This window comes from Paenibacillus beijingensis (assembly GCF_000961095.1).
In the GTDB taxonomy this organism is placed as follows: Bacteria; Bacillota; Bacilli; order Paenibacillales; family Paenibacillaceae; genus Paenibacillus_O; species Paenibacillus_O beijingensis.
Window position 1 is genome coordinate 2,545,329 of sequence record NZ_CP011058.1, and the last position, 19,228, is coordinate 2,564,556.

The 19,228-nt window shown below is 52.3% G+C and carries 18 protein-coding genes; 13 read left to right on the forward strand and 5 right to left on the reverse strand.

Annotated elements, in window-relative coordinates; all coding sequences use genetic code 11:
• Positions 1–76: 76 nt before the first annotated feature.
• Positions 77–979: an AraC family transcriptional regulator gene (locus tag VN24_RS11500; RefSeq protein WP_045670522.1), complete on the forward strand. Its 903-nt coding sequence runs from the start codon at positions 77–79 to the stop codon at positions 977–979.
• 5 nt (positions 980–984) lie between these two features.
• Here VN24_RS11500 and VN24_RS11505 read toward each other — a convergent pair whose 3' ends face one another.
• Positions 985–1,896, reverse strand: coding sequence for a LysR family transcriptional regulator (locus tag VN24_RS11505; protein WP_045670523.1), 912 nt, complete (start codon positions 1,894–1,896; stop codon positions 985–987).
• Positions 1,897–2,053: 157 nt separating this feature from the next.
• Between VN24_RS11505 and VN24_RS11510 the strand changes: the two genes are divergently transcribed.
• Genes VN24_RS11510 through VN24_RS11530 form a run of 5 tightly spaced genes read left to right on the forward strand, consistent with a single transcriptional unit; the run spans position 2,054 to position 7,622 of the window.
• A complete protein-coding gene (locus VN24_RS11510; RefSeq protein ID WP_052702902.1) occupies positions 2,054–3,193 on the forward strand; it encodes an ABC transporter substrate-binding protein in 1,140 nt (379 codons plus the stop codon).
• A gap of 4 nt (positions 3,194–3,197) precedes the next feature.
• The gene (locus tag VN24_RS11515; protein ID WP_082083723.1) at positions 3,198–4,904 is read left to right on the forward strand and encodes an ABC transporter permease; all 1,707 of its coding nucleotides are present in this window, start codon (positions 3,198–3,200) and stop codon (positions 4,902–4,904) included.
• Complete coding sequence (locus VN24_RS11520) at positions 4,888–6,063, forward strand: ABC transporter ATP-binding protein (RefSeq protein ID WP_045670524.1); 1,176 nt, start codon at positions 4,888–4,890, stop codon at positions 6,061–6,063. The genes VN24_RS11515 and VN24_RS11520 overlap by 17 nt, the downstream gene beginning before the upstream one ends.
• Positions 6,064–6,069: 6 nt before the next feature.
• Positions 6,070–6,732, forward strand: a complete 663-nt coding sequence (locus VN24_RS11525; protein WP_045670525.1) for a metallophosphoesterase — start codon at positions 6,070–6,072, stop codon at positions 6,730–6,732.
• Between the two features lie 2 nt (positions 6,733–6,734).
• Positions 6,735–7,622 carry a hypothetical protein gene (locus VN24_RS11530; protein ID WP_052702903.1) on the forward strand — a complete coding sequence of 296 codons (888 nt, stop codon included), beginning with the start codon at positions 6,735–6,737 and terminating at the stop codon, positions 7,620–7,622.
• 78 nt (positions 7,623–7,700) lie between these two features.
• Here VN24_RS11530 and VN24_RS26910 read toward each other — a convergent pair whose 3' ends face one another.
• The 4 genes from VN24_RS26910 to VN24_RS11555 all read right to left on the reverse strand — a co-directional run bounded on the left by VN24_RS26910 (position 7,701) and on the right by VN24_RS11555 (position 11,714).
• Positions 7,701–8,933 (reverse strand): type II asparaginase, encoded by a 1,233-nt coding sequence (locus VN24_RS26910; RefSeq protein ID WP_045670526.1) that lies wholly within the window; start codon positions 8,931–8,933, stop codon positions 7,701–7,703.
• Between the two features lie 659 nt (positions 8,934–9,592).
• Positions 9,593–10,627, reverse strand: a complete 1,035-nt coding sequence (locus tag VN24_RS11545; protein WP_338012230.1) for an alpha/beta fold hydrolase — start codon at positions 10,625–10,627, stop codon at positions 9,593–9,595.
• 25 nt (positions 10,628–10,652) lie between these two features.
• Positions 10,653–10,847 (reverse strand): YgaP family membrane protein, encoded by a 195-nt coding sequence (locus VN24_RS11550; protein ID WP_045670528.1) that lies wholly within the window; start codon positions 10,845–10,847, stop codon positions 10,653–10,655.
• A 192-nt stretch (positions 10,848–11,039) separates the two neighbouring features.
• Positions 11,040–11,714 (reverse strand): Crp/Fnr family transcriptional regulator, encoded by a 675-nt coding sequence (locus VN24_RS11555; RefSeq protein WP_045670529.1) that lies wholly within the window; start codon positions 11,712–11,714, stop codon positions 11,040–11,042.
• A 394-nt stretch (positions 11,715–12,108) separates the two neighbouring features.
• On the opposite strand from VN24_RS11555, the gene VN24_RS11560 reads away from it, so the two are divergent.
• The 7 genes from VN24_RS11560 to VN24_RS11590 all read left to right on the forward strand — a co-directional run bounded on the left by VN24_RS11560 (position 12,109) and on the right by VN24_RS11590 (position 19,169).
• Complete coding sequence (locus VN24_RS11560) at positions 12,109–12,795, forward strand: GntR family transcriptional regulator (protein ID WP_045670530.1); 687 nt, start codon at positions 12,109–12,111, stop codon at positions 12,793–12,795.
• Positions 12,792–13,772 (forward strand): D-2-hydroxyacid dehydrogenase, encoded by a 981-nt coding sequence (locus VN24_RS11565; protein ID WP_052702904.1) that lies wholly within the window; start codon positions 12,792–12,794, stop codon positions 13,770–13,772. The genes VN24_RS11560 and VN24_RS11565 overlap by 4 nt, the downstream gene beginning before the upstream one ends.
• An 87-nt stretch (positions 13,773–13,859) precedes the next feature.
• On the forward strand, positions 13,860–15,458 hold the full coding sequence (locus VN24_RS11570) for an ABC transporter substrate-binding protein (RefSeq protein WP_045670531.1): 1,599 nt from the start codon (positions 13,860–13,862) through the stop codon (positions 15,456–15,458).
• Between the two features lie 35 nt (positions 15,459–15,493).
• Positions 15,494–16,354, forward strand: coding sequence for a D-amino-acid transaminase (gene dat, locus VN24_RS11575; RefSeq protein WP_045670532.1), 861 nt, complete (start codon positions 15,494–15,496; stop codon positions 16,352–16,354).
• Complete coding sequence (locus VN24_RS11580) at positions 16,347–17,159, forward strand: serine hydrolase (RefSeq protein ID WP_045670533.1); 813 nt, start codon at positions 16,347–16,349, stop codon at positions 17,157–17,159. Before dat ends, VN24_RS11580 begins: the two co-directional genes overlap by 8 nt.
• Before the next feature lie 125 nt (positions 17,160–17,284).
• Positions 17,285–18,232: an ABC transporter permease gene (locus VN24_RS11585; protein ID WP_045670534.1), complete on the forward strand. Its 948-nt coding sequence runs from the start codon at positions 17,285–17,287 to the stop codon at positions 18,230–18,232.
• 25 nt (positions 18,233–18,257) lie between these two features.
• Complete coding sequence (locus VN24_RS11590; RefSeq protein WP_338012231.1) at positions 18,258–19,169, forward strand: ABC transporter permease; 912 nt, start codon at positions 18,258–18,260, stop codon at positions 19,167–19,169.
• Positions 19,170–19,228: the final 59 nt, after the last annotated feature.

Below are 19,228 nucleotides of genomic sequence, written 5' to 3' on the forward strand. Positions count from 1 at the left end.
TCTCACAGCCATTTACGTTGCGAACAAATATGAATTATGATGGAACTATCAAGGATGGAGGAACAAGGAGGATCTTATGTCTGAACGAATATATAGACAGCAGGAGGAGCTTGCCAAACTCATTGAGTGTTATTCAGGCCGGGACGGTGTTCATGCGACTGCTATTCCGTCTTTATTTTTCACTCGTCGATCTAAGGTTTCCGGATCAAATTTTGGAGTTTACAATCCTTCCTTTTGCATTGTCGTTCAAGGTGTGAAGGAGGTATTGCTGGGACAGGAGCGCTTTAGGTACGGTCCTGCCGACTACCTTGTTGCATCCGCCCACTTGCCGGTTACCGGCCAAGTCATGGAAGCCTCTTCCCAAGTTCCGTATTTGTCTCTCAAACTTGAATTTACCCCGAGTCAAATCTTAGAGATTTTAAGCGATTCTGAAATTCGGGTTGGCCCGAAAGAAAATGCTAAGCGAGGTATTTTTGTCAGCCGGATGGAATTATCTTTGTTGGATGCGGTTATCAGGTTAGCTCGTCTGCTGGACAATCCTAAGGATATCCCGATACTTGCTCCTATCTTCACGAAGGAAATTCTCTACAGGGTTCTGCAAGGGCAGTACGGGGTTGTGCTGGAACAAATTGCAATCGAAGGAAGCAGTGCCAAACGAATCAGAGACGTTATCGAACATATCATGAATAACTATGTCAGGTCTTTTCGGATTGAGGAGCTTGCGGAAATAGCGAATATGAGCGTTCCTTCGCTTCATAGGCACTTTAAAGAGGTAACCGCCATGAGCCCTATTCAGTTCCAAAAACAACTGAGACTGCAGGAAGCACGGCGTCTGTTATTATCCGAGTCAACAGATGCCGCGGATGTCGCATTCCGGGTAGGCTATGAAAGTCCGTCGCAATTCGGCCGTGAATATTCCCGAATGTTTGGTTTATCACCTATACAAGATTTAAAGCGCCTGAAGGCAATAAACGCATGAATCCATTACGAAGGGTGAGCTTCAATACCGCCGGAACACCGGCTCTTCATGAAACGGATGAAATTTTGCACTTGATTCGGCATCACATCCTCATTCCGGTAAGCCAGGCAGATATACCTTCGGTTTACGCGGCCGGGAAGGTCGCGCATGATGAGCTCGCCCCGCTCGATTTCCTTCATCACACTGCGTAATGGCAGAATCCCGATTCCGATCCCGTGCTTCACCGATTCCTTGATCGTCTCGATGGCCCCAAGCTCCATCCGAATGTTCCATGCCAGACCGTTCTCCCTCGCCCAATCCTCCGATAGCTCGCGGGAAGTGGAGCCGTGCTCGTGAACGAGGAAAGGCTCTTTGCTCAAGTCGGCAATGGTGAGGCTTTCTTTCTCAGACAGCGGATGCCCGGGAGGCAGCAGCAGCTTCAATTCATCCTGCACGAGCGGAACGAGACGCAGTCCGTCCTTAACGGTATCCGGCAGCGAAACGACAGCGACGTCGACTTCATATTCCGTTAGAAGCGTCAGTATGCTCCCGGCCTGCTTGACGGTCAATGTCGGCGTCACGAGAGGAAACTGCACCTGGAAGTCCGACAAATAAGGAGGCATAAAATAGGTGGCGGGCGTGTAGCTCGCGCCAATCTTGAGCAGCCCTCTTCCTTGCTCCCGATGCTCCTTCATCAACCTCTCGGCCTCGTCCATCAAGGCATAAATCCGCCTCGCATAAGGAAGAAGCTCTTTGCCGGCTTCGGTCAGCTGCAGGTAGCGCAGCTGTTTGCGGAACAATTCGACGCCAAGCTCCTCTTCCAGCTTCTTCAAATGAAAGCTTACCGTCGGCTGCTTCAACTGCAGCTGCGCCGCGACCTCCGTCAACGTGGAGCAGCGGACGGCTTGGACAAATACACGCAATTGCTGAATGTTCATGAGATTTCCCCCCTGGCTTCAATATAGATAATATCTATAATTACATCAATACTTATAGAGGTTATTTAATTTTATCTTATCATTCCGTTAACCTTTAAATGACAATTGGAACTTAATCTAAAGACATGAATTGAAAATATTGGGAGGTTGAAAAATAATGCTGTTGAATCGTCCGGGGAGCAAAAAATGGATGACGTTCGCTGTCATGAATGCCCTTGTCCTGACCACCGTTGCCTGCGGCAGCAAGGAAGAAGCTGCGAATAATAATGCGGCTTCCGCTGAAAGTACAAGCCCTTCGGCGGCAAGCACCGCTCCGACAAACACTGCTTCGGCAAGCGAACAGCCGGCCGCTGCACCGGCCAACCAAGGTGAACCCCTTGTCGTCTACTTGAACGATTTCGACGAAATCATCAAGCCGATGTTTGAGGAAGCGACGGGCTACAAGCTTGAATTGGTGACCGGAAACGGCGCGGAGCTCGCTTCGCGGATCGAGGCGGAGAAAGGCAACCCGCACTGGGATGTCGTGTGGATGGATTCGATGCCGACCATCGACCAGATGGGCAAACAGGACCAGCTGCTGGCAGACTGGACGCCGAAAGATATCGACAATCTCACGGATTTCGCCAAACAGTTTGTCCCGGCTAGCCATGCTTATTTTCCGACCGGGGCACACGCCGCTTCCGTCATCATCTACAATACGAAAGCGATCGATGCAAACAGCGCGCCGAAGACGTGGAAGGATCTTGCGGATCCCAAATTTAAGGGAGCCGTCGGCATGGCGGATCCGGCAGTAGCCGCTCCGGCCTACCCGTTTGTGTCCTGGTTTTTCGGGGCGCAGGGAATGGATGCCGGCAAGCAATATTTTGAAAGCTTGATCAAGAACGGCGTACATGTGTACCCGAAAAATCCGAACGTCGCCAAAGCGTTGACCGGCGGCGAAATCAAAGTGGCCGCACTGCAGGAGAGCAACGCGTACACGCTTAAAAACAGCGGGGAGCCGGTCGAGATCGTATGGCCGCAAGAAGGGGCGCCGGCATCGGTTCGGGTAGCGGCGATCCAAAAAAATACGAAGCATGCCGACGCCGCAAAAGCATTTGTTGAATTTCTGCTTGATCCGAAGACGCAGCAAGCATTGATCGATCAAGGCGAGGAAAGCTATTTCGAGCCTTCTGCCAAAGACGTGCAGCCCAAGAAGGACCGCGCTGCAGACGCCAAGCTTGTCGCCGCGGAAGCCGGCTGGGCGGGAGAGCATGAAGGCGAGATCAAGCAATGGTTCGCCGACCAAGCGGTGAAATAATCCGATGCTCCGAATGTTGACTTACGGGAACAGGACCGGCTGGCTTGTGCTGGCCGTCCTGTTCCTCCTTATTCTGCTCCCGCTCGCCGCCGTCATCATACAAGTGCTGCTTCCCGGCGTTTTTTTCGGAAAGCTGGTCATGGGCGATATTTCACTGCTGCTCGACGTCTTCCGCAGGCCGTTATGGCTTGCTTCACTGAAAAACTCGGTACTGCTTGGCACCGGCACAACTATTATAGCCACTATTATCGGCGGAGCGATTGCGATAGTTCGCGCGCGGTGGTCGTTCCCGACCGCCAAGCTGCTGGATATGGCCGTCTGGCTGCTGATCATTACCCCGTCGTTCATTCTCGCACAGGGCTGGGTCATGTTCGCTTCCGCGGACGGATTGGCGGCCCGGTGGCTCGGCTGGACCTGGCTTCATTCGCTCATCTTTCAGCCGGCAGGCCTGATCGCGGTTATGACGCTAAGCAAGTTTCCGCTCGCTTATTTGACGGTCTACACCGCCTTGGAATGGAAGGTGGACAGACTGGGCGAAGCGGCAAGGCTGTCGGGGGCTACGCCCTGGACCGTATGGCGCACCGTTCAGGCGCCGCTACTGCTTCCTGCATTTTGCTCCGGGGCGATGCTGGTGTTTATGGATACGGTCGGCGATTTCGGTCTTCCCGCTTCCATTGCCGCCGTATTCCGTTTCCCGACCTTGCCGTATTCCGTCTATTCGGCTCTGTACACATCACCGATCCGGTTCGATATGGCCGGAGCGCTATCCTTTTATCTCGTCCTGCTGATCGCACTCGCGATGGCGGTACAGCTTTATGCGATGCGCAAGTCACGGTTTGATTTTCTGACTTCGCGCGCGACCCGTTCAGTAGCCAAAAGGCCGGCAAAAGGCACCTACGTATTCGTTCTCGGCAATATCGCGCTGCTGCTGATCGTGATCGGAATCCCGCTGGGCTCCAACTTCCTGATGTCGGTCTCCGAGACCGCTTCCGGCGCGGGCGGTTTCACCCTGCGGCATTACCGTGAATTGTTTACAGGCGACGGGACGCTTCTCAGCGGGCTGCTTCATTCGCTTGAAATCGCCGCTGCTGCTGCCGTCCTGGGGCTGATTGTCGGCTTTCTGATCGCTTATGTTCTCACGTATTCGCAGTTTAAGTGGCGCAAGGCGATCGATGTCATCTCGCTTGTATCGCTCGCCGTTCCGGGCATTGTCCTCGGAATCGGATATATTTTCATCTGGAATCAGTCCTGGTTGGAGCACATCGGCCTTCTGCTCTACGGAACGCCGTGGATTCTCATTCTGGCCAGCGTTGCAGGAGCCATTCCCGTTATTACGCGGATCATTGTCGGCGCCATGGCGAAAGTTCCGGCGCAGCTGCTGTCGGCTGCGCAAATGCAAGGAGCCCCGTTTACGCAGCGCGTGACGACCATTCTTGTTCCGTTAGTCAAAGGAGCGCTGCTGTCCGCTGCCCTCGCCGCCTTCGGTGCAAGCGTGTTTGATCTGGCCATCGCTTCCATTCTGTACCCGCCGAACTTCATGACGCTGCCGGTTGTGATCAACAAGGCATTCGAGGACTTGAACTTCGGTTATGCGGCAGCGGCGACACTGACCGGCGGCGGACTGGTCGTACTGATCATGGCCGTTCTGGAACTGCTGTTCAGGCCCAAAAAGAAACGCGTAAGGAGCTCTGCCTATGAATCCCATACTTGAAGTAAAGGAGCTAGGAAAATCGTTCGGTTCGAGCGCCGTCCTCCACAGCATCAGCTTTACCGTCCATTCCGGCGAAATTATTAGCGTACTCGGTCCTTCCGGCTGCGGAAAGTCGACCCTGCTGCAGCTGATCGCCGGGCTCCAGCAGCCGGATGGCGGCGAAATCAAGCTGCGGGGAGCCGTTGTTTCGAGCGGGTCGCAGCTCGTACCGCCGGAGAAGCGCCGCATCAACATGGTGTTTCAGGATTATGCGCTGTGGCCGCATATGAGCATTTATGACAATATCGCCTATGGCTTGCGCCGGCAAAAGGCCTCCGCAGCCGCAATCCGCGACAAAATCGCGGAACTGGTCGAATTGCTTCGCCTGCACGGCCTGGAAGAGCGCCTGCCCGCTCAATTATCCGGCGGCCAGCAGCAGCGCGTCGCCATTGCCAGAGCGCTCGCCACACAGCCCGATGTGCTGCTGCTTGACGAGCCGCTCTCCAATCTGGATATGCGGCTGCGTGTCGAGATGCGCGCGGAGATGGCCTTCTTGTTTCGCCGGCTCGGCACGACCGTATTCCACGTTACCCATGATCCCGATGAGGCGTTTGCGATGGCCGACCGCTTGATGATCATGCGCGCAGGAGCCGTCGATCAGATTGATCATCCGCAATTGTGCTACCGTCGGCCGGCCACTCTTTCCGCCGCCATGCTGCTCGGAGCGGGCAACAGGCTGAAAGGGCAGCGGACCATCCGGAACGGAGAGCCGGCGGTTCGCATCGGCGAAACGACGATCATCGGGGTGTCGCCGGGAGCGGAGGAACTGGATTCGCATCTGGCGCTGGAGCTTTTGTTTCGTCCGGATGCGGCCTTATGGCTGGCCGCGCCGATTGATAGCGAATCGAAGCTGGAGACAGCGGCAGCGTCTGCGTTCACACCAGCGGCGGTGGCATTGTCCGAATCCATCCCGGCAGAAGGCGCCGCGGAGCCGAACCGCTTGCCGATGCGTATTCTGCACAGCGTATTCGAAGGCAAGCATTGGCGCGTGCTCGCCCAAACCGAGGATGGTCAAAAGCTGTCGTTCCTGCACGATGATCAACTGCAATCGGGTATGCAGGGATACTTGCTTGTTAACATTAAGGATGCTTTTCTATATCCGTACCGCAACGAAAGGTAGATTGCCATGTCACGCATCTTTGTTATATCCGACATCCACGGGCATATCGAAGGCGCCCGCCTGCTTTTGAATCAGGCTTCCTATCAACCAGGAACCGATCTGCTGATCCTTCTCGGCGATTTCATGAATAACGATCCGTCCGCTTGGAACGTATTGCGATTCATTCGCGCTTTGACAAAGGAAGGAGCAGTCGCCATTGCCGGCAATATGGAGCGGTCTCTGCTCGAATCGGCCAAGCTCAAAGGCGTTAAGTCCTCCGATCATCGAGCCGACATCGAGTTTGTCCGGCAGCTTCCGCTTTTCTTCATTAAGGAGCCTTACTTGTTCGTACATGCAGGACTCCGGCCGGGGGTGTCGCTTGAGCATCAATCTGCAACGGATTTGACAACGATTCGCGAGGAATTTTGGAATAGCGACAACCCCGCGATTCCGTATACGGTTGTGTTCGGCCATACGCCCACCGTCCGTCTGGGGGCTCATCCCGGCGAGCTGTGGCACGGTCCCGGGCGGCTCGGCATCGATACCGGCGCTAAGCATGGCCTTCGTCTAACTCTGGTTGAATTGACCGGCCGGCTTGCCTACTCCTGCTCAACTCATCCATCAACGCAATACCAGGATATCCGTCAAACGAGTTGGCCTGCAGAGGCCATGATCCAAAGGAGGAACTAGCGATGGTTCATGACAAACGTTTAAGGAGCACGAAATTCCTCAGAGCGATAACCGCTTGTGCCGTTCTGTTCACCGCGTTGAACTTTTCCGTGAACAGCGGGGCGGCTAATGCGTCGCCGCAGCCTGCCGTGCCTGATTATGAAGTAAAGCTTTTTCTCGATCCGAATGACGTGCTCGATTCCGATCATAATCTGACAAGCAGCGTCCGCAGCTATTTCGGCATGCCCAGCACCAAGACAAAAATGAGCGTCGAATATCTCGATACGGCTGATTTGGATATCGATGACGAAGGTTGGAACGTCCGGGCCCGAAAAATGGAAGATTTCGATGACGATGAGTTCGAATTGACGTATAAGAAGCGTTATCCGATCACCGGCGGCGATATCGACGCAGCCTTGGCCACCGCCGCACTCGACGGCTTTGATGCGGATGAGGACGATTACGAAGCCCAGGTCGATTGGGGCTATTCGAAGCAAACGCTCAGCTTCAGCAATAAGAAAACGGTTCATCATGGAGGATATGACGGTATGGAGTTGCTCTCCGAAGTCGATGCAATCGAAGAAGCCGTCGACCATGCACCGGGAAAATTCGAGGATTGGGGCTCGGCCAATTGGGGAACCGATCTTTTGAATGATTCCAAGGCCTACGGTCCGGTCGATGCCAAGCGCTGGATTGGAACGTGGCAGAACAAAACGATTTACATTGAGGTATGGAAAATCATCAATGAAAGCGGCAGCGGCTACGATTATGTCGTGGAAGCATCGTTCAAAACGTCAAGCCGCACCGACGCCTCCGCCGGCATCGCGCAGCTGGAAACCGCTCTGACGCAGCAGGGATGGTTCTTGCCGACCGACGAACTGAAGACGCAAATGATACTTGACCGTTATTAAAGAAAAGAGGCTGATCCAGAGTCAATAAGACCGGATCAACCTCTTTTTCAATGCAACCGGATCAACCGGCTGAGCTTCTTAGTATTCGTTGAAAAAGGATTGAATTTCTTTCGCGTCGTTCGTTTTGGTCAACGCCAGCATAAGCAGGATGCGTGCTTTTTGCGGATTCAGGGAATCGCTTGAGACGAACCCTTTATCGTTCTCGCCGGGATTAGGAGTGACGGTGCCGCTGCCCGTGCGGGTTGATCTCACGATGACGACGCCCTGCTTGAACGTCACCTTCTCCAGCTGCTTTTTCGCCCAGCTGCCTGCACCGCCGCCGGCTTCCACCAATTTCCGCAAATACTTGTATTGGTTTTTATCCATATTGGTAGGAATCTGAGCCGCATCGGCAGCCCCGGCCTTCGAAAGTGCAGAAAGTGTGCCGTTGCCGGAACCGGCTACGACAATACCTTTTGCCCCTGCCTGAACGGCGGCGTCATAAAAAATTCTTCCGTTATTCTGATATTCGTATAGAATGTCCACCTGCGGAAGGCTGTCGAGATTATCGATGTTGAAGACGGTCTGGGTCGTATGCTTGCGCGCCGGTTCATTGTAGAAATAAACGCGATTCCCGGCGATCGTGCCCAGATAACCTTGTTCAGGGGATTTGAACGTATCGGTCGCCGTTGTATTCGTCTTCGTAATGTAACGCGCCGCTCCGATTCGATCGTTTAACTGAATGAGGACGCCTTTGCCTTTCGCCTCGGGTGTGCCGGCAAGCTGGACGGCATTGTATAAGTTAAAGGGGCCGTCCGCGCTCATCGCAGAAGACGGTCTCATGGCACCGACGATGACAACCGGCTTCTCGCTCTTCACGACGAGGTTGAGAAAATAAGCGGTTTCTTCCAAAGTATCCGTACCGTGCGTCACAACGATCCCATCCACATCGTCAGATGCAAGCAGTGTATTGATCCGCTTGGCCACTTTCAGCAGAATCTCATTGTTGATGTTGGAACTGCCGACATTCGCGATTTGTTCGCCGCTCACATTGGCGATTTGCTTCATCTCCGGAACGGCGTTGAGCAGCAGGTCGATCCCTTGGGTTACCTGATAGTTGGTCACTTCCGTGTTGGAAGCGGCAGAAGAAGCGATCGTGCCTCCGGTAGCCAAAATCTTAATGTTTGGAAGTTTTTTGACGACTTCTTGTGTTGGGGCTGCTGTTTCGGCATGAGCGACCGAATAAGGCAATACGGCGGCAGGAGCGAACAATAGGGCTGCAGATAGAGATGTGGAAAGCAGTGCGACTGAAATTTTTCGTTTAAGTACCATAATTAATTCCCCTTTCAAATCTATGAAGTTATGAATGTCATGAATTGTGACATCACGGAGTATATCGACTCTCTTATATGTTGTCAATGAATAATATGTAAAAAAATATAACATTTAGAAATCTGCTATATTACTAGTCATATAATCGCAACAAATAAAAAAGGTTTACTTAGGGTATTAGTCTTATGAATCTCTATTCTTTAGGAGAGAAATGAACGATTTAAAAAAATAGTATGAAAAAAATTTGGAACCGCGCAAACGGATTAACTAAAGGAGATTGTAATTTGGCGTCGTTGTCCGGCGTTAGACGGTTTATTGCAACCGAGAGCTTACTGGGAGCCGGGGTCGGCATATTTAGCCTCATATTGAATCTGCATTTGCTCGATCGAGGGACTGGTCTCCATTCCGGCAAGGTTTACTTTGCGGAAGCTGTTCGGAAAACGCGTGCTCATTATCGGGCTGTGGCCAGACAGACCAACATGACTTTGTAAAAAAAGTGCGCGAATCGACGTGTCCAATGTGTGCGCACAACATACTGATGCTAAGGAAAGGTTCTATTATTGCTCGTGATGCTGAAATGACCCGCAAGAAGGCCGCTTTTTTCAAAGCATCCTTCTTGCGGGTCACCATTGTCTTGTTAAATAATGTCTGCTAAAAGCTTAGTCTCTGCCGGCTGCAACAATTTTTTCGGCCAGCATCTTCGGTTCGGTGTAAGCGGTAGTCATGTGATCGCCTTCGCCGGTAATGAGACGGAACAGGCCAAGATGGCTCGATTGAGCCGGGTGCCAACCGTAGGGACCTTGCGGGAGCGCGGTATCCGAAGTTAAATACAAATAGCTTTTCGGAATATTCAGGCTGTAAAATTTCTTGAGATCCAGCTTCTCGAACAGCGGCTCTGCCGGTTCGGGCTTGGCGCTCTCATAAATTCGCTTCGCGAGGTCCAGGCTTGCTGTATTGACGATCGTGTCGCGGAATAGTGGGAAAGGCATCGTAAGCGTGTTGTTGCCCGAAGCGTCTTTCAATTGTTGGAACAAATCTTGAACTTCCGGCGGAGTCTGATCCACAAGGCTTTGGCCGTCAAGCGATACGAAGGCGTTAAAGAAGACGAGACGTTTGATGCGGTCAGGAATTTGTTCGGATACTTTCTGGATGACGGTACCGCCAAAGCTGTGTCCGACGAGCACGATATCTTTCAGGTTTTTACCTGTAATGAAATCGACAACCGATTTCGTAATTTGCTCATGCGTCACTTTCGGATCGTATTGGTCGCCATGTCCGGCATATTCAGGCGCATACACGGTATGCCCGGCTTTGCGCAGCTCGGCGGCCGTTTTGTCCCAGAAGCTGGCGTCAGCCCACGCGCCATGAATTAGCACGAAGGTCAGCTTCTGCTCGGTGCCTGTCTTGGCGGCGGCTGCAAGCGTTTCGGCTGTATCATAGGCGGTGCCGGCTTTGACCGATTTCGGCTTGAACATATCCCTGCCGTCGATTTGTATAAAGCCGTTGTGCGCATTAACAGTGATGCGGCTGGAATCGATATGGTACTGGGTGACCAAAGTTTGACGGACCGGAAGAAGCACAGTTTGGGCTGCCGCTGCTTGTGCGGTTGCGGCCATACTGCCGAGCTGCAGGCCGATTAAAGTCAATACGGCGACTAGAAAGGGGATGGCGATTTTGTTTTTCAGCAATTTCATGATTGAATTCTCCTGTTTTGCGTGATTAACGAATTTTGCAAGTATTTCGTCCAAGCAGCTTATTAATGGCGCATCGCTGAGTCAGCCCTGGAATAAGGACCGAAAGCGAGATGGCGAGCCCTAATAACTTCCAGTATCCCGGTAAAAAGTAAAGTAACGACAACAGCGCTAAACCGAGCACAATGCGAACCGCACGATCGGCTCCTCCGACATTTTTCATAACTTAAATCCCTCCATATTGGTTTGTTTGGCAGATTGAATTCCTGAGTACGATATTAACAGAGGCAAGTCGCAGCAACCGTAACTTAGTCACACAGCAGCAAAAAAATAGAATGGAGCGAAAAAAAAAGCCAAGCCATAGGCGGCTTGGGGCAGAGATGGAAGTTATGGGGAAGGAGGTGCGGTTAGCGGCTTAAAGTTCCATATATTTTTCCAGACCACGACGCTGTATATTGGAGATCCGGCCTCTGGATAGTTGGAGCAGCCCTTCATTTTCAAGCGATTTCAGCGTTCGGCTGATCACTTCCCGTGCGGTTCCGAGCTCGATCGACAGCGTATCGTGGGTAATGGCCAAGGTATCGTTTCCGTCCTCGGTTAACCGGACAAGATATTCCGCTACCCGGGCGCGAATTGATTTGAAGTTGATACTGTCCAGCAGGTTGGACATAATGATCAGCCTTTTGGCGAACGTTTGGAATATGTACTGGCGGAAGCTTTTGTAGCGGTCCATCCAGTCTCTGAATACGTAAACCGGAATGACAAGCACGGCGCACCGCTTCTCGATCCATGCGGAAGCTTCATATTCGGTCTCGCCGAGGATGCTGGACATCATGAGCGGACAGCACTCCCCGCCGTTAAGCCGGTACAGGGTGATCTCTCTTCCGCTGCCGCTGATTCTGTACATCCTTACCGTTCCTTCCAAAACGAGAACGGCATGGTCCAGAAACTTGCCCTCCTCAAAGACATGGCCCGGCTGCAATTCCATAACCGTTATGCCTTCATGGCTCCAGTCCTGCTCGGTAATACCGGACAAGCTCGGAAAGCGCTCAACAATGCGGGGGACTTGCTCAAGCACGGTAGAACTCATTCGTGTCATCCTTCCTTGCAAAATGCGGATCTTTCAGCAGCTATAGTATACCATTTGTGATGAACGTATTACTGTGACATTATCACACAAAAAGCTGAACCAACCGTCAAGCGATACCTGACTCGACGGGAATCGTGCTCAATCCCGATGGTTTCGATGCGGTCGCACTGCAAACAATCTAATGTCAGCTAAATGTAATGTATTATCAGCGGAAACCCATATAAACATGCCTTTCCTTAAAATCCTTTGTGTCAAAACACAAAATGACAGGTTCAAATTAGGTCTATGACATGAATGATTACGTATTGTGCAATTCAATCAACTTTGGTATAAATATATTATAAAGTATTTTATAAAATATTTTATAAAATTTGTGCGATTAAGGGGGATGCAGGTGAGTACCAAAACCGTCAGCAAGCAGCAGATTGCCTACGAATTTATACACGAAAAAATCATTTCAGGCGCTTATTCCCCGGGGTACCGTATCGTAGTCGATCAGCTCGTTCAGGAACTGTCTTTAAGTCCCAGCCCGATCCGCGAGGCGATCCGCAAACTGGAGGCTGACGGATTTCTGCACAATAAGCCGTATTGCGGAGTTGTCGTCATCTCCATGCAGTACAAGGAATGTCTAGACCGGATGCATGCACTGGCGATCATGGATGCGTACGCCTCTTCGCTCAGCGGACCGCGGCTGACCAGCAGGGAAATAACGAAACTTGCGAAGCTGAACGCCGAGCTTAAAGACTGCGTCGAGAAGGATCAGGTAATGAATGCGGGCAAAATTGACCGTGCGTTTCACGATCTGTTTAACAGCCGCTGCGACAACGACATTATTTTGAATGCGATTCGTGATCAGACGGAAAAACTCAGCACGATCCGCGAGCTGCACGTTATGTTTTATCCAATGCGTATTTCCGAAAGTGTCGGGGAGCACGAGAAGCTGCTTGAGCTGTTGCGCGACAATAGAGGGGAGGCGGTGATTGAAAGCTATGTCCGGAAGCATATGCAAAATTCCATTGCCGCTTACATCAAAGCCTCGGAGCAGTTGGAGGGGGAAGCGGGAAGGATTGCACGGACGTGATAAAAGCGGGCGCAAAACCAAATCTGTTAATACGCTGCGACATTGACGAATCCGCCTTGCGCCGCATCCGGACGCTTGCAAATGAAGTGCATGTGGAGCCATGGAAAGCCGGCGGAAGAGAGCCGCAGATGCTGGTTCGGCCGGAAGGGCTGGATATTGTCGTAACCCGAGGTTTGATCGACCCGGTTGCGTTCCGATACCGGGCGCACAGACTGAAGTGGATTCATTCCGTTACGGTAGGAGTGGAAAAGCTTGATGTGCTATCGCTTGCACAAAGCGGCATTATTGTTACAAATGTAAAGGGGCTGAATGCTGTCCCGATTGCCGAATACGTCATGGGGGCGCTGCTGGCCTGGAACAGAGGTTTGTTCACGTTTGCTGCGCAGCAGCGGCGAAAAGTATGGCAGACACTTGATGTGAAGGAAACGAGCGGCAGCACCATGGGCATTCTCGGCTATGGGAGCATCGGGCGTGAAGTAGCGGTTCGCGCCAAAGCGTTCGGCATGAACGTGCTCGCCAGCAGCCGCAGAGAACACGGCTCCAAACCGCATGCGGTCGACCGTTTTTTTCTCCCTGATGAGGTGGAATCGCTCCTTGCGGAAGCCGACTGCGTCGTGAACTGTTTGCCTCTATCGCCGGAAACGGCAAATTATATGAACCGCCGCCGCTTCGAATGCATGAAGGACGATTCACTGTTTATTAACGTGGGGAGGGGGAGGACAGTCGATGAGGATGCTCTGCTCTGCGCCCTCCGCAACAGGAGCATAGGCGGGGCTGTTCTGGATGTGTTTGGCGCTGAGCCTTTGCCGCCAGGTCATCCGTTATGGGACGAGGACCGCGTGCTGATCAGTCCGCACAACGCATTTGCTTCGCCAAAACACTGGGGGCGCGTGTTCGATCATTTTATCGAAAATCTGGAAAGGTTTTGTAAAGGGGATGAGCTGCTCCATGCGGTGGACCCGGTTAAAGGCTACTAGGAAAATTAAGGTTTTGATTTCGGATGCTCCGCCCCATTATTTTCTGAATTTTCATTTAAATTTGTTTCTTATCTGAGGAGGACAAAGATGGACTCAAAAAAAATGAAAGCTGCCTTATCGCTTCTGCTGCTTGTTACGATGATTTTGGCCGGCTGTTCCGGTAAGGAAACCGGCGGACAAGGCGCCGCTACGCAAGCGGAGGGGTCAGCGCAGGAGGCGCCTGCAGCACAGGATTTGAAAATCGCCCTGAATGCACAACCGACAACCCTTGATACGCAAATGACGACGGCATGGGTTACAACGCATGTTTCCCGCAACATTTATGAGACGCTGATGGTCGCAGACGAGCATTACCAGATCAAGCCGATGCTGGCGGAATCGTACGTGGTTAGCGCCGATGCGAAAACGTTCACATTTAAGCTGCGCAAAGGTGTTTTGTTCCACAACGGCAAAGAAATGAAGGCAGACGACGTGGCGGCCTCAATGAACCGTTGGATGAAGCTGACAACGGTCGGCAAAGCGACCTTCGGAGACTCGAAGTTTACGAAGGTGGATGATTACACGGTGGAGATGAAGCTTGACAAGCCTTCAGGTGTTGCGCTTCAAGTGATGACCAATACGAACCAGTTCGCCGCTATTATGCCCAAAGAGGTGGCAGATACGGCAACGGATTCCGGCGTCAAGGAATACATAGGCACCGGTCCTTACAAATTCGACGAATGGAAACAGGATCAATTCATTCATCTTACCAAATTCGACGGATACAAGCCGTTAGATGGTGAACCGAGCGGCTTGGCCGGTCATAAGGAAGCACTGACCACTGATCTATATTTTGACTTCGTGACGGACTCCTCTACCCGATTGGCAGGGCTGCAAAGCGGCCAGTACGACGTTGCCATGGAACTTCCGCCCGACAACCTGGCACAGCTTAAAGCAGACCCGGATATTAAAACGTATACCAGCTTTACGGGCTACAACCCGCTCATACTGAACAACAAAAAAGGGATATTCAGCAATGTGAAAGCCCGGCAGGCGGTGGCTGCGGCGCTGGACATGGACGCGATTATGAAAGGCGCGTACGGGGATCCCGAATTTTACCGGATCGACGGCGGTATTATGATGAAAGAGCAGTCCAACTGGTACAGTGAAGCCGGCCTTGAAAATTACAACCAGAAAAACAAGGAAAAAGCGATACAGCTGTTAAAGGAAGCTAGTTATAATGGAGAACCGGTTCGTCTGATTACAAGCCGTGATTACGAGGATCTGTACAATACGTGTGTTGTCATTAAAGCGCAGCTCGAGGAGATCGGAATGAACGTCGATCTGCAAACGTATGATTGGGGTACTGTGCTTTCGAAGCAGCCGAATCCGGATGCATGGGATTTCTTCCCGACAACGTTCTCATCGAAGACCGACCCGACGCAAATATTGTATCTTGACTCCCGTAACGGCTGGGCAGGATGGACCAATAACCCGATAATCGACAAACTGCTCGATCAAATCCGCAGCTCAAGCTCGCAGGAGCAATCTAAAAAATGGTTTGATGAGGTACAGAAGGAATTTTGGACGAGTGTGCCTGTGATCAAGCTTGGCGATAAATACGCACTTATGGCATCCGGATCCAAAGTGGAAGGCTTCCGTTATTTTGAAGGTCCCGTTTTCTGGAACGTGAAAAAGACCGCGTAATGAATCTATTCCTTGTACAGACAGGTGGCTAGAGCATGGAATATGCATTAAGAAACGACAAGATTATGCCAAAGGCAGATATTACGATTTCGTTGGAAGACAGAGGATACCAGTTTGGTGACGGCATCTATGAGGTTATCCGCTTTTATGACGGTGAGCTTTTTCATCTGGATGCCCATCTCGCACGCCTTGACATCAGTGCCCGCCAAATCAATTTAACGCTGCCGCTGTCAATGGATGCGCTTGCCCGGCGGCTGAAGGAGCTTACGGCACTGAGCAAAATCGGTGACGGTAAAATCTATCTTCAAATTACAAGAGGAGTATCCAGGCGCGCACATGCATTTCCGGAAGAAACGGAGCCGCTGCTGACCGCTTACACGGAGGAGGTTGCGCGGCCGCTTAGCCAGCTTGCAACCGGAATCGGGGCGATTACGGTGCAGGACAACCGTTGGCTGCGGGTCGATATTAAATCGCTCAATCTGCTGCCGAACGTGCTTGCCAAGCAAAAGGCGAAGGAAGCCGGAGCGGTGGAGGCCATCTTCATCCGGGACGGGCATGTGACCGAAGCGAGCGCGTCGAACGTGTTCGGCATTCGAAATGGGGTTATTTACACCCATCCGGTCAGCCCGTTCATATTAAACGGCATTACACGTCAGGCCTTGAAGGTATTGGCGGAGAAAGTCGGTATACAGTGGGTGGATGAGGCGTTTACGGAGCAAGAGCTGATGGAGATGGACGAAGTGATTATGACCAACACCGTTCTTGAAGTATGTCCGGTCATCAGCATAAACGGTCAGCCCGTCGGTAAGGGACAGCCTGGTCAGCATACGATCCGGCTGCAGCAGGCTTTCGCCGAAGAAATAGCGGTCCTGAAAAGAGGGAAGGTAGATGCTTGAGCTGCGCAGCAATATTGAACAGCTGACAGGGCAAGCCGGAGGAATGTGGGGTGTGACTGTCACAGATTTGCATTCAGGCGAGAAGATGACCCTAAATGGCAGCGAGCCGTTTAACTCCGCGAGTATTATTAAGGTCCCGATTATGGCCGCCGCTTTTGCGGCGGTTTACGACGGGGAGTTGGCCCTTGGCAGCCGGATTGAATGCCGCCTGGATGATATGGCCGGCGGCTCAGGCATTATGCGGCATTTGACGCCGGGAGTTGCGCTGACGGTGAACGATCTCATTACGCTCATGATTATTCAAAGCGATAATACCGCGACCAACATGCTCATTGATGCGCTTGGCACAAACCGTATTCAGGCAACGGTTGCCGAGCTTGGCATGACAAACACCCGCTTTTACCACAAAGTAGGCTTGATGATGGCGCAGCCCGAAGGCCGCAACACGATAACGGCCGACGATGCGGCCATCATGCTGACAAGACTCGGTGAAGGCAGCTTTATATCCCGCCATGCGTGCCAACAGATGATCGACATCATGAAAAACCAGCAGTACCGAAACGGTTTGCCGCAGCAATTGCCGGCTGCCGGTGCTGGTCCTGTCGGCATACTGCCGGAATGGGAACTTGCCAACAAGACAGGCTGGGTCGACGGCATCCAGCACGACGCCGGCATTTTATATGCCAAAGGCCGTGCGGTAGCCGTCACCGTATTATCCAGGAATGGCGGCACCCCTTCGGAGGCGCTGGCGTGCATCGCTGCAATCGGCAGGGAAGTATATCGTTATATGTGCCGCCAAGAGTAAATGTGAGGCGCGTTATGTGTTTTTACAGGCTTAAAGCTATTGAAGTGGTTTTGCCTTCGGCAAAACTAAAAGTGTATGCTTACGAAGTGGTTTTGCCTTCGGCAAAACCTTAAGGAGGAAGCGGGATGCTGGCTTATACGGGCAAGCGGTTGCTGTCTTTGATTCCTATTCTGGGTATCGTCGCCATTGTCGTATTTTTTATGATTCATCTTACCCCCGGCGACCCGGCGGCAATAATGCTCGGACCGGAGGCCTCGCAGCAGGATATTGCCAACTTGCGGAGTCACCTTGGACTCGATGAGCCTGTGATTGTCCGGTTTGCAGAATGGATCGGGGGAGTGCTGACCGGCGATCTCGGCACATCGATTTTCATGAAAATGCCGGTGAGCGAAGCGATCATGGAGCACGCGGGTCCAACGGTGTCCCTGACCATTATGGCGCAATTCATTGCTATTATCATTGCGATTCCGCTCGGCATATGGGCCGCCAGAAAAAAAGGAGAGCTTACGGACCAGGCCGTGATGGGCGTCTCTTTACTCGGTATTTCAACGCCCAGTTTCCTGATTGGACTGTTTTTAATTTTACTGTTCGCAGTGCGCCTTCATTGGCTCCCTGCTTCCGGATACCAGCCGCTTACTGAGGGTCTGGGAGCCCATCTCAAATATTTGCTGCTTCCGTCTCTTTCCCTCGGGTTTATGCAGGCCGCGCTTATCGCCCGCATGACACGGGCGTCCATGCTGGAGGTTTTGAACCAGAGTTTTATCGAGATTGCCCGCGCCAAAGGACTGCATGAAACGACGATTGTGTTCAAACATGCGCTCCGCAACGCCTCGATTCCAATCTTGACCGTAACCGGGCAGTCGCTTGCGCTGCTTATTGGAGGGGCTACCGTAACCGAATCGGTATTTAACATTCCAGGCATCGGACAGCTGATTGTCAATTCGGTGGAACGCCGGGATTACGAGGTCATTCAGGGGGTCGTACTGGTCATTGCCACGCTTTACGTGTTTATTAATCTGGTTATCGATTTGCTGTACGGCCTTCTGGATCCCCGGGTTCGTTTGAACCGTTAATAAGGAGTAGAGGAGGAATGCACAGGTGAGTACCGTACTGTCCGATAAAAGATCCGGAAGCAGTGCCGAGTCTCTGCATGAAGCGCGGGGACGTCATCGGCGGGAACGGCGGGCGCTGCTGGTTCGGGCTGTTCTTCACCATAAGCTGGCAGTGGCCGGGCTGATGCTCGTCGTCCTGGTGGCGCTGCTTGCGTTGCTGGCTCCTGTCCTTACCGCATACAACCCGCTCACGGTTGATGTCGTGAACAGGCTAAGTCCACCGTCGGGCAAGCATCTGTTCGGAACCGACAATTTCGGACGCGACATTTTTGCGCGTGCCGCTTACGGGGCGCGCCTGTCGCTGCTCGTAGGTCTGAGTGTGGCTGTCATTGCGGGTGCGGCAGGCATGCTGATCGGTCTGGCAGCCGCTTATTTCCGGCGTATGGACTATCTGCTCATGCGCTTATGCGACGGTTTGATGGCGTTTCCGGCCATTTTGCTCGCAATTGCCATCATGGCGGCGCTCGGCCCGAAAATTCAAAATGTGATTATTGCATTGTCTATTGTATATACCCCGAACGTGGCCCGTGCCGTGCGATCAACCGCTCTGGTCGTAAAGGAGCAGACATTTGTGGAAGCGCTCGGTTCGCTTGGGGCGGGACATATCCGCATTTTGCTCGGCAATATCGCGCCTAACTGTCTGACACCGCTTATTATTCAAGGCACGTTCATTTTTGCTGACGCCATTATCTCGGAAGCGGCGCTCAGTTTTCTCGGAGCGGGTATTCCGGCGCCTGCGGCAAGCTGGGGCAACATTTTGTTTGACGGCAAAACCTACATTTACAACGGCTGGTGGATGGTGCTGTTTCCCGGAATACTGTTGATGCTGACAGTTCTTGGACTGAATCTTTCCGGCGATGGATTGCGGGATCTGCTGGACCCCCATAGCAAGAAATAAACCGTTATGAAATGAGGAGGGGAGACGATAGATTTGAGCAAAGCGGAGAACGAATATGC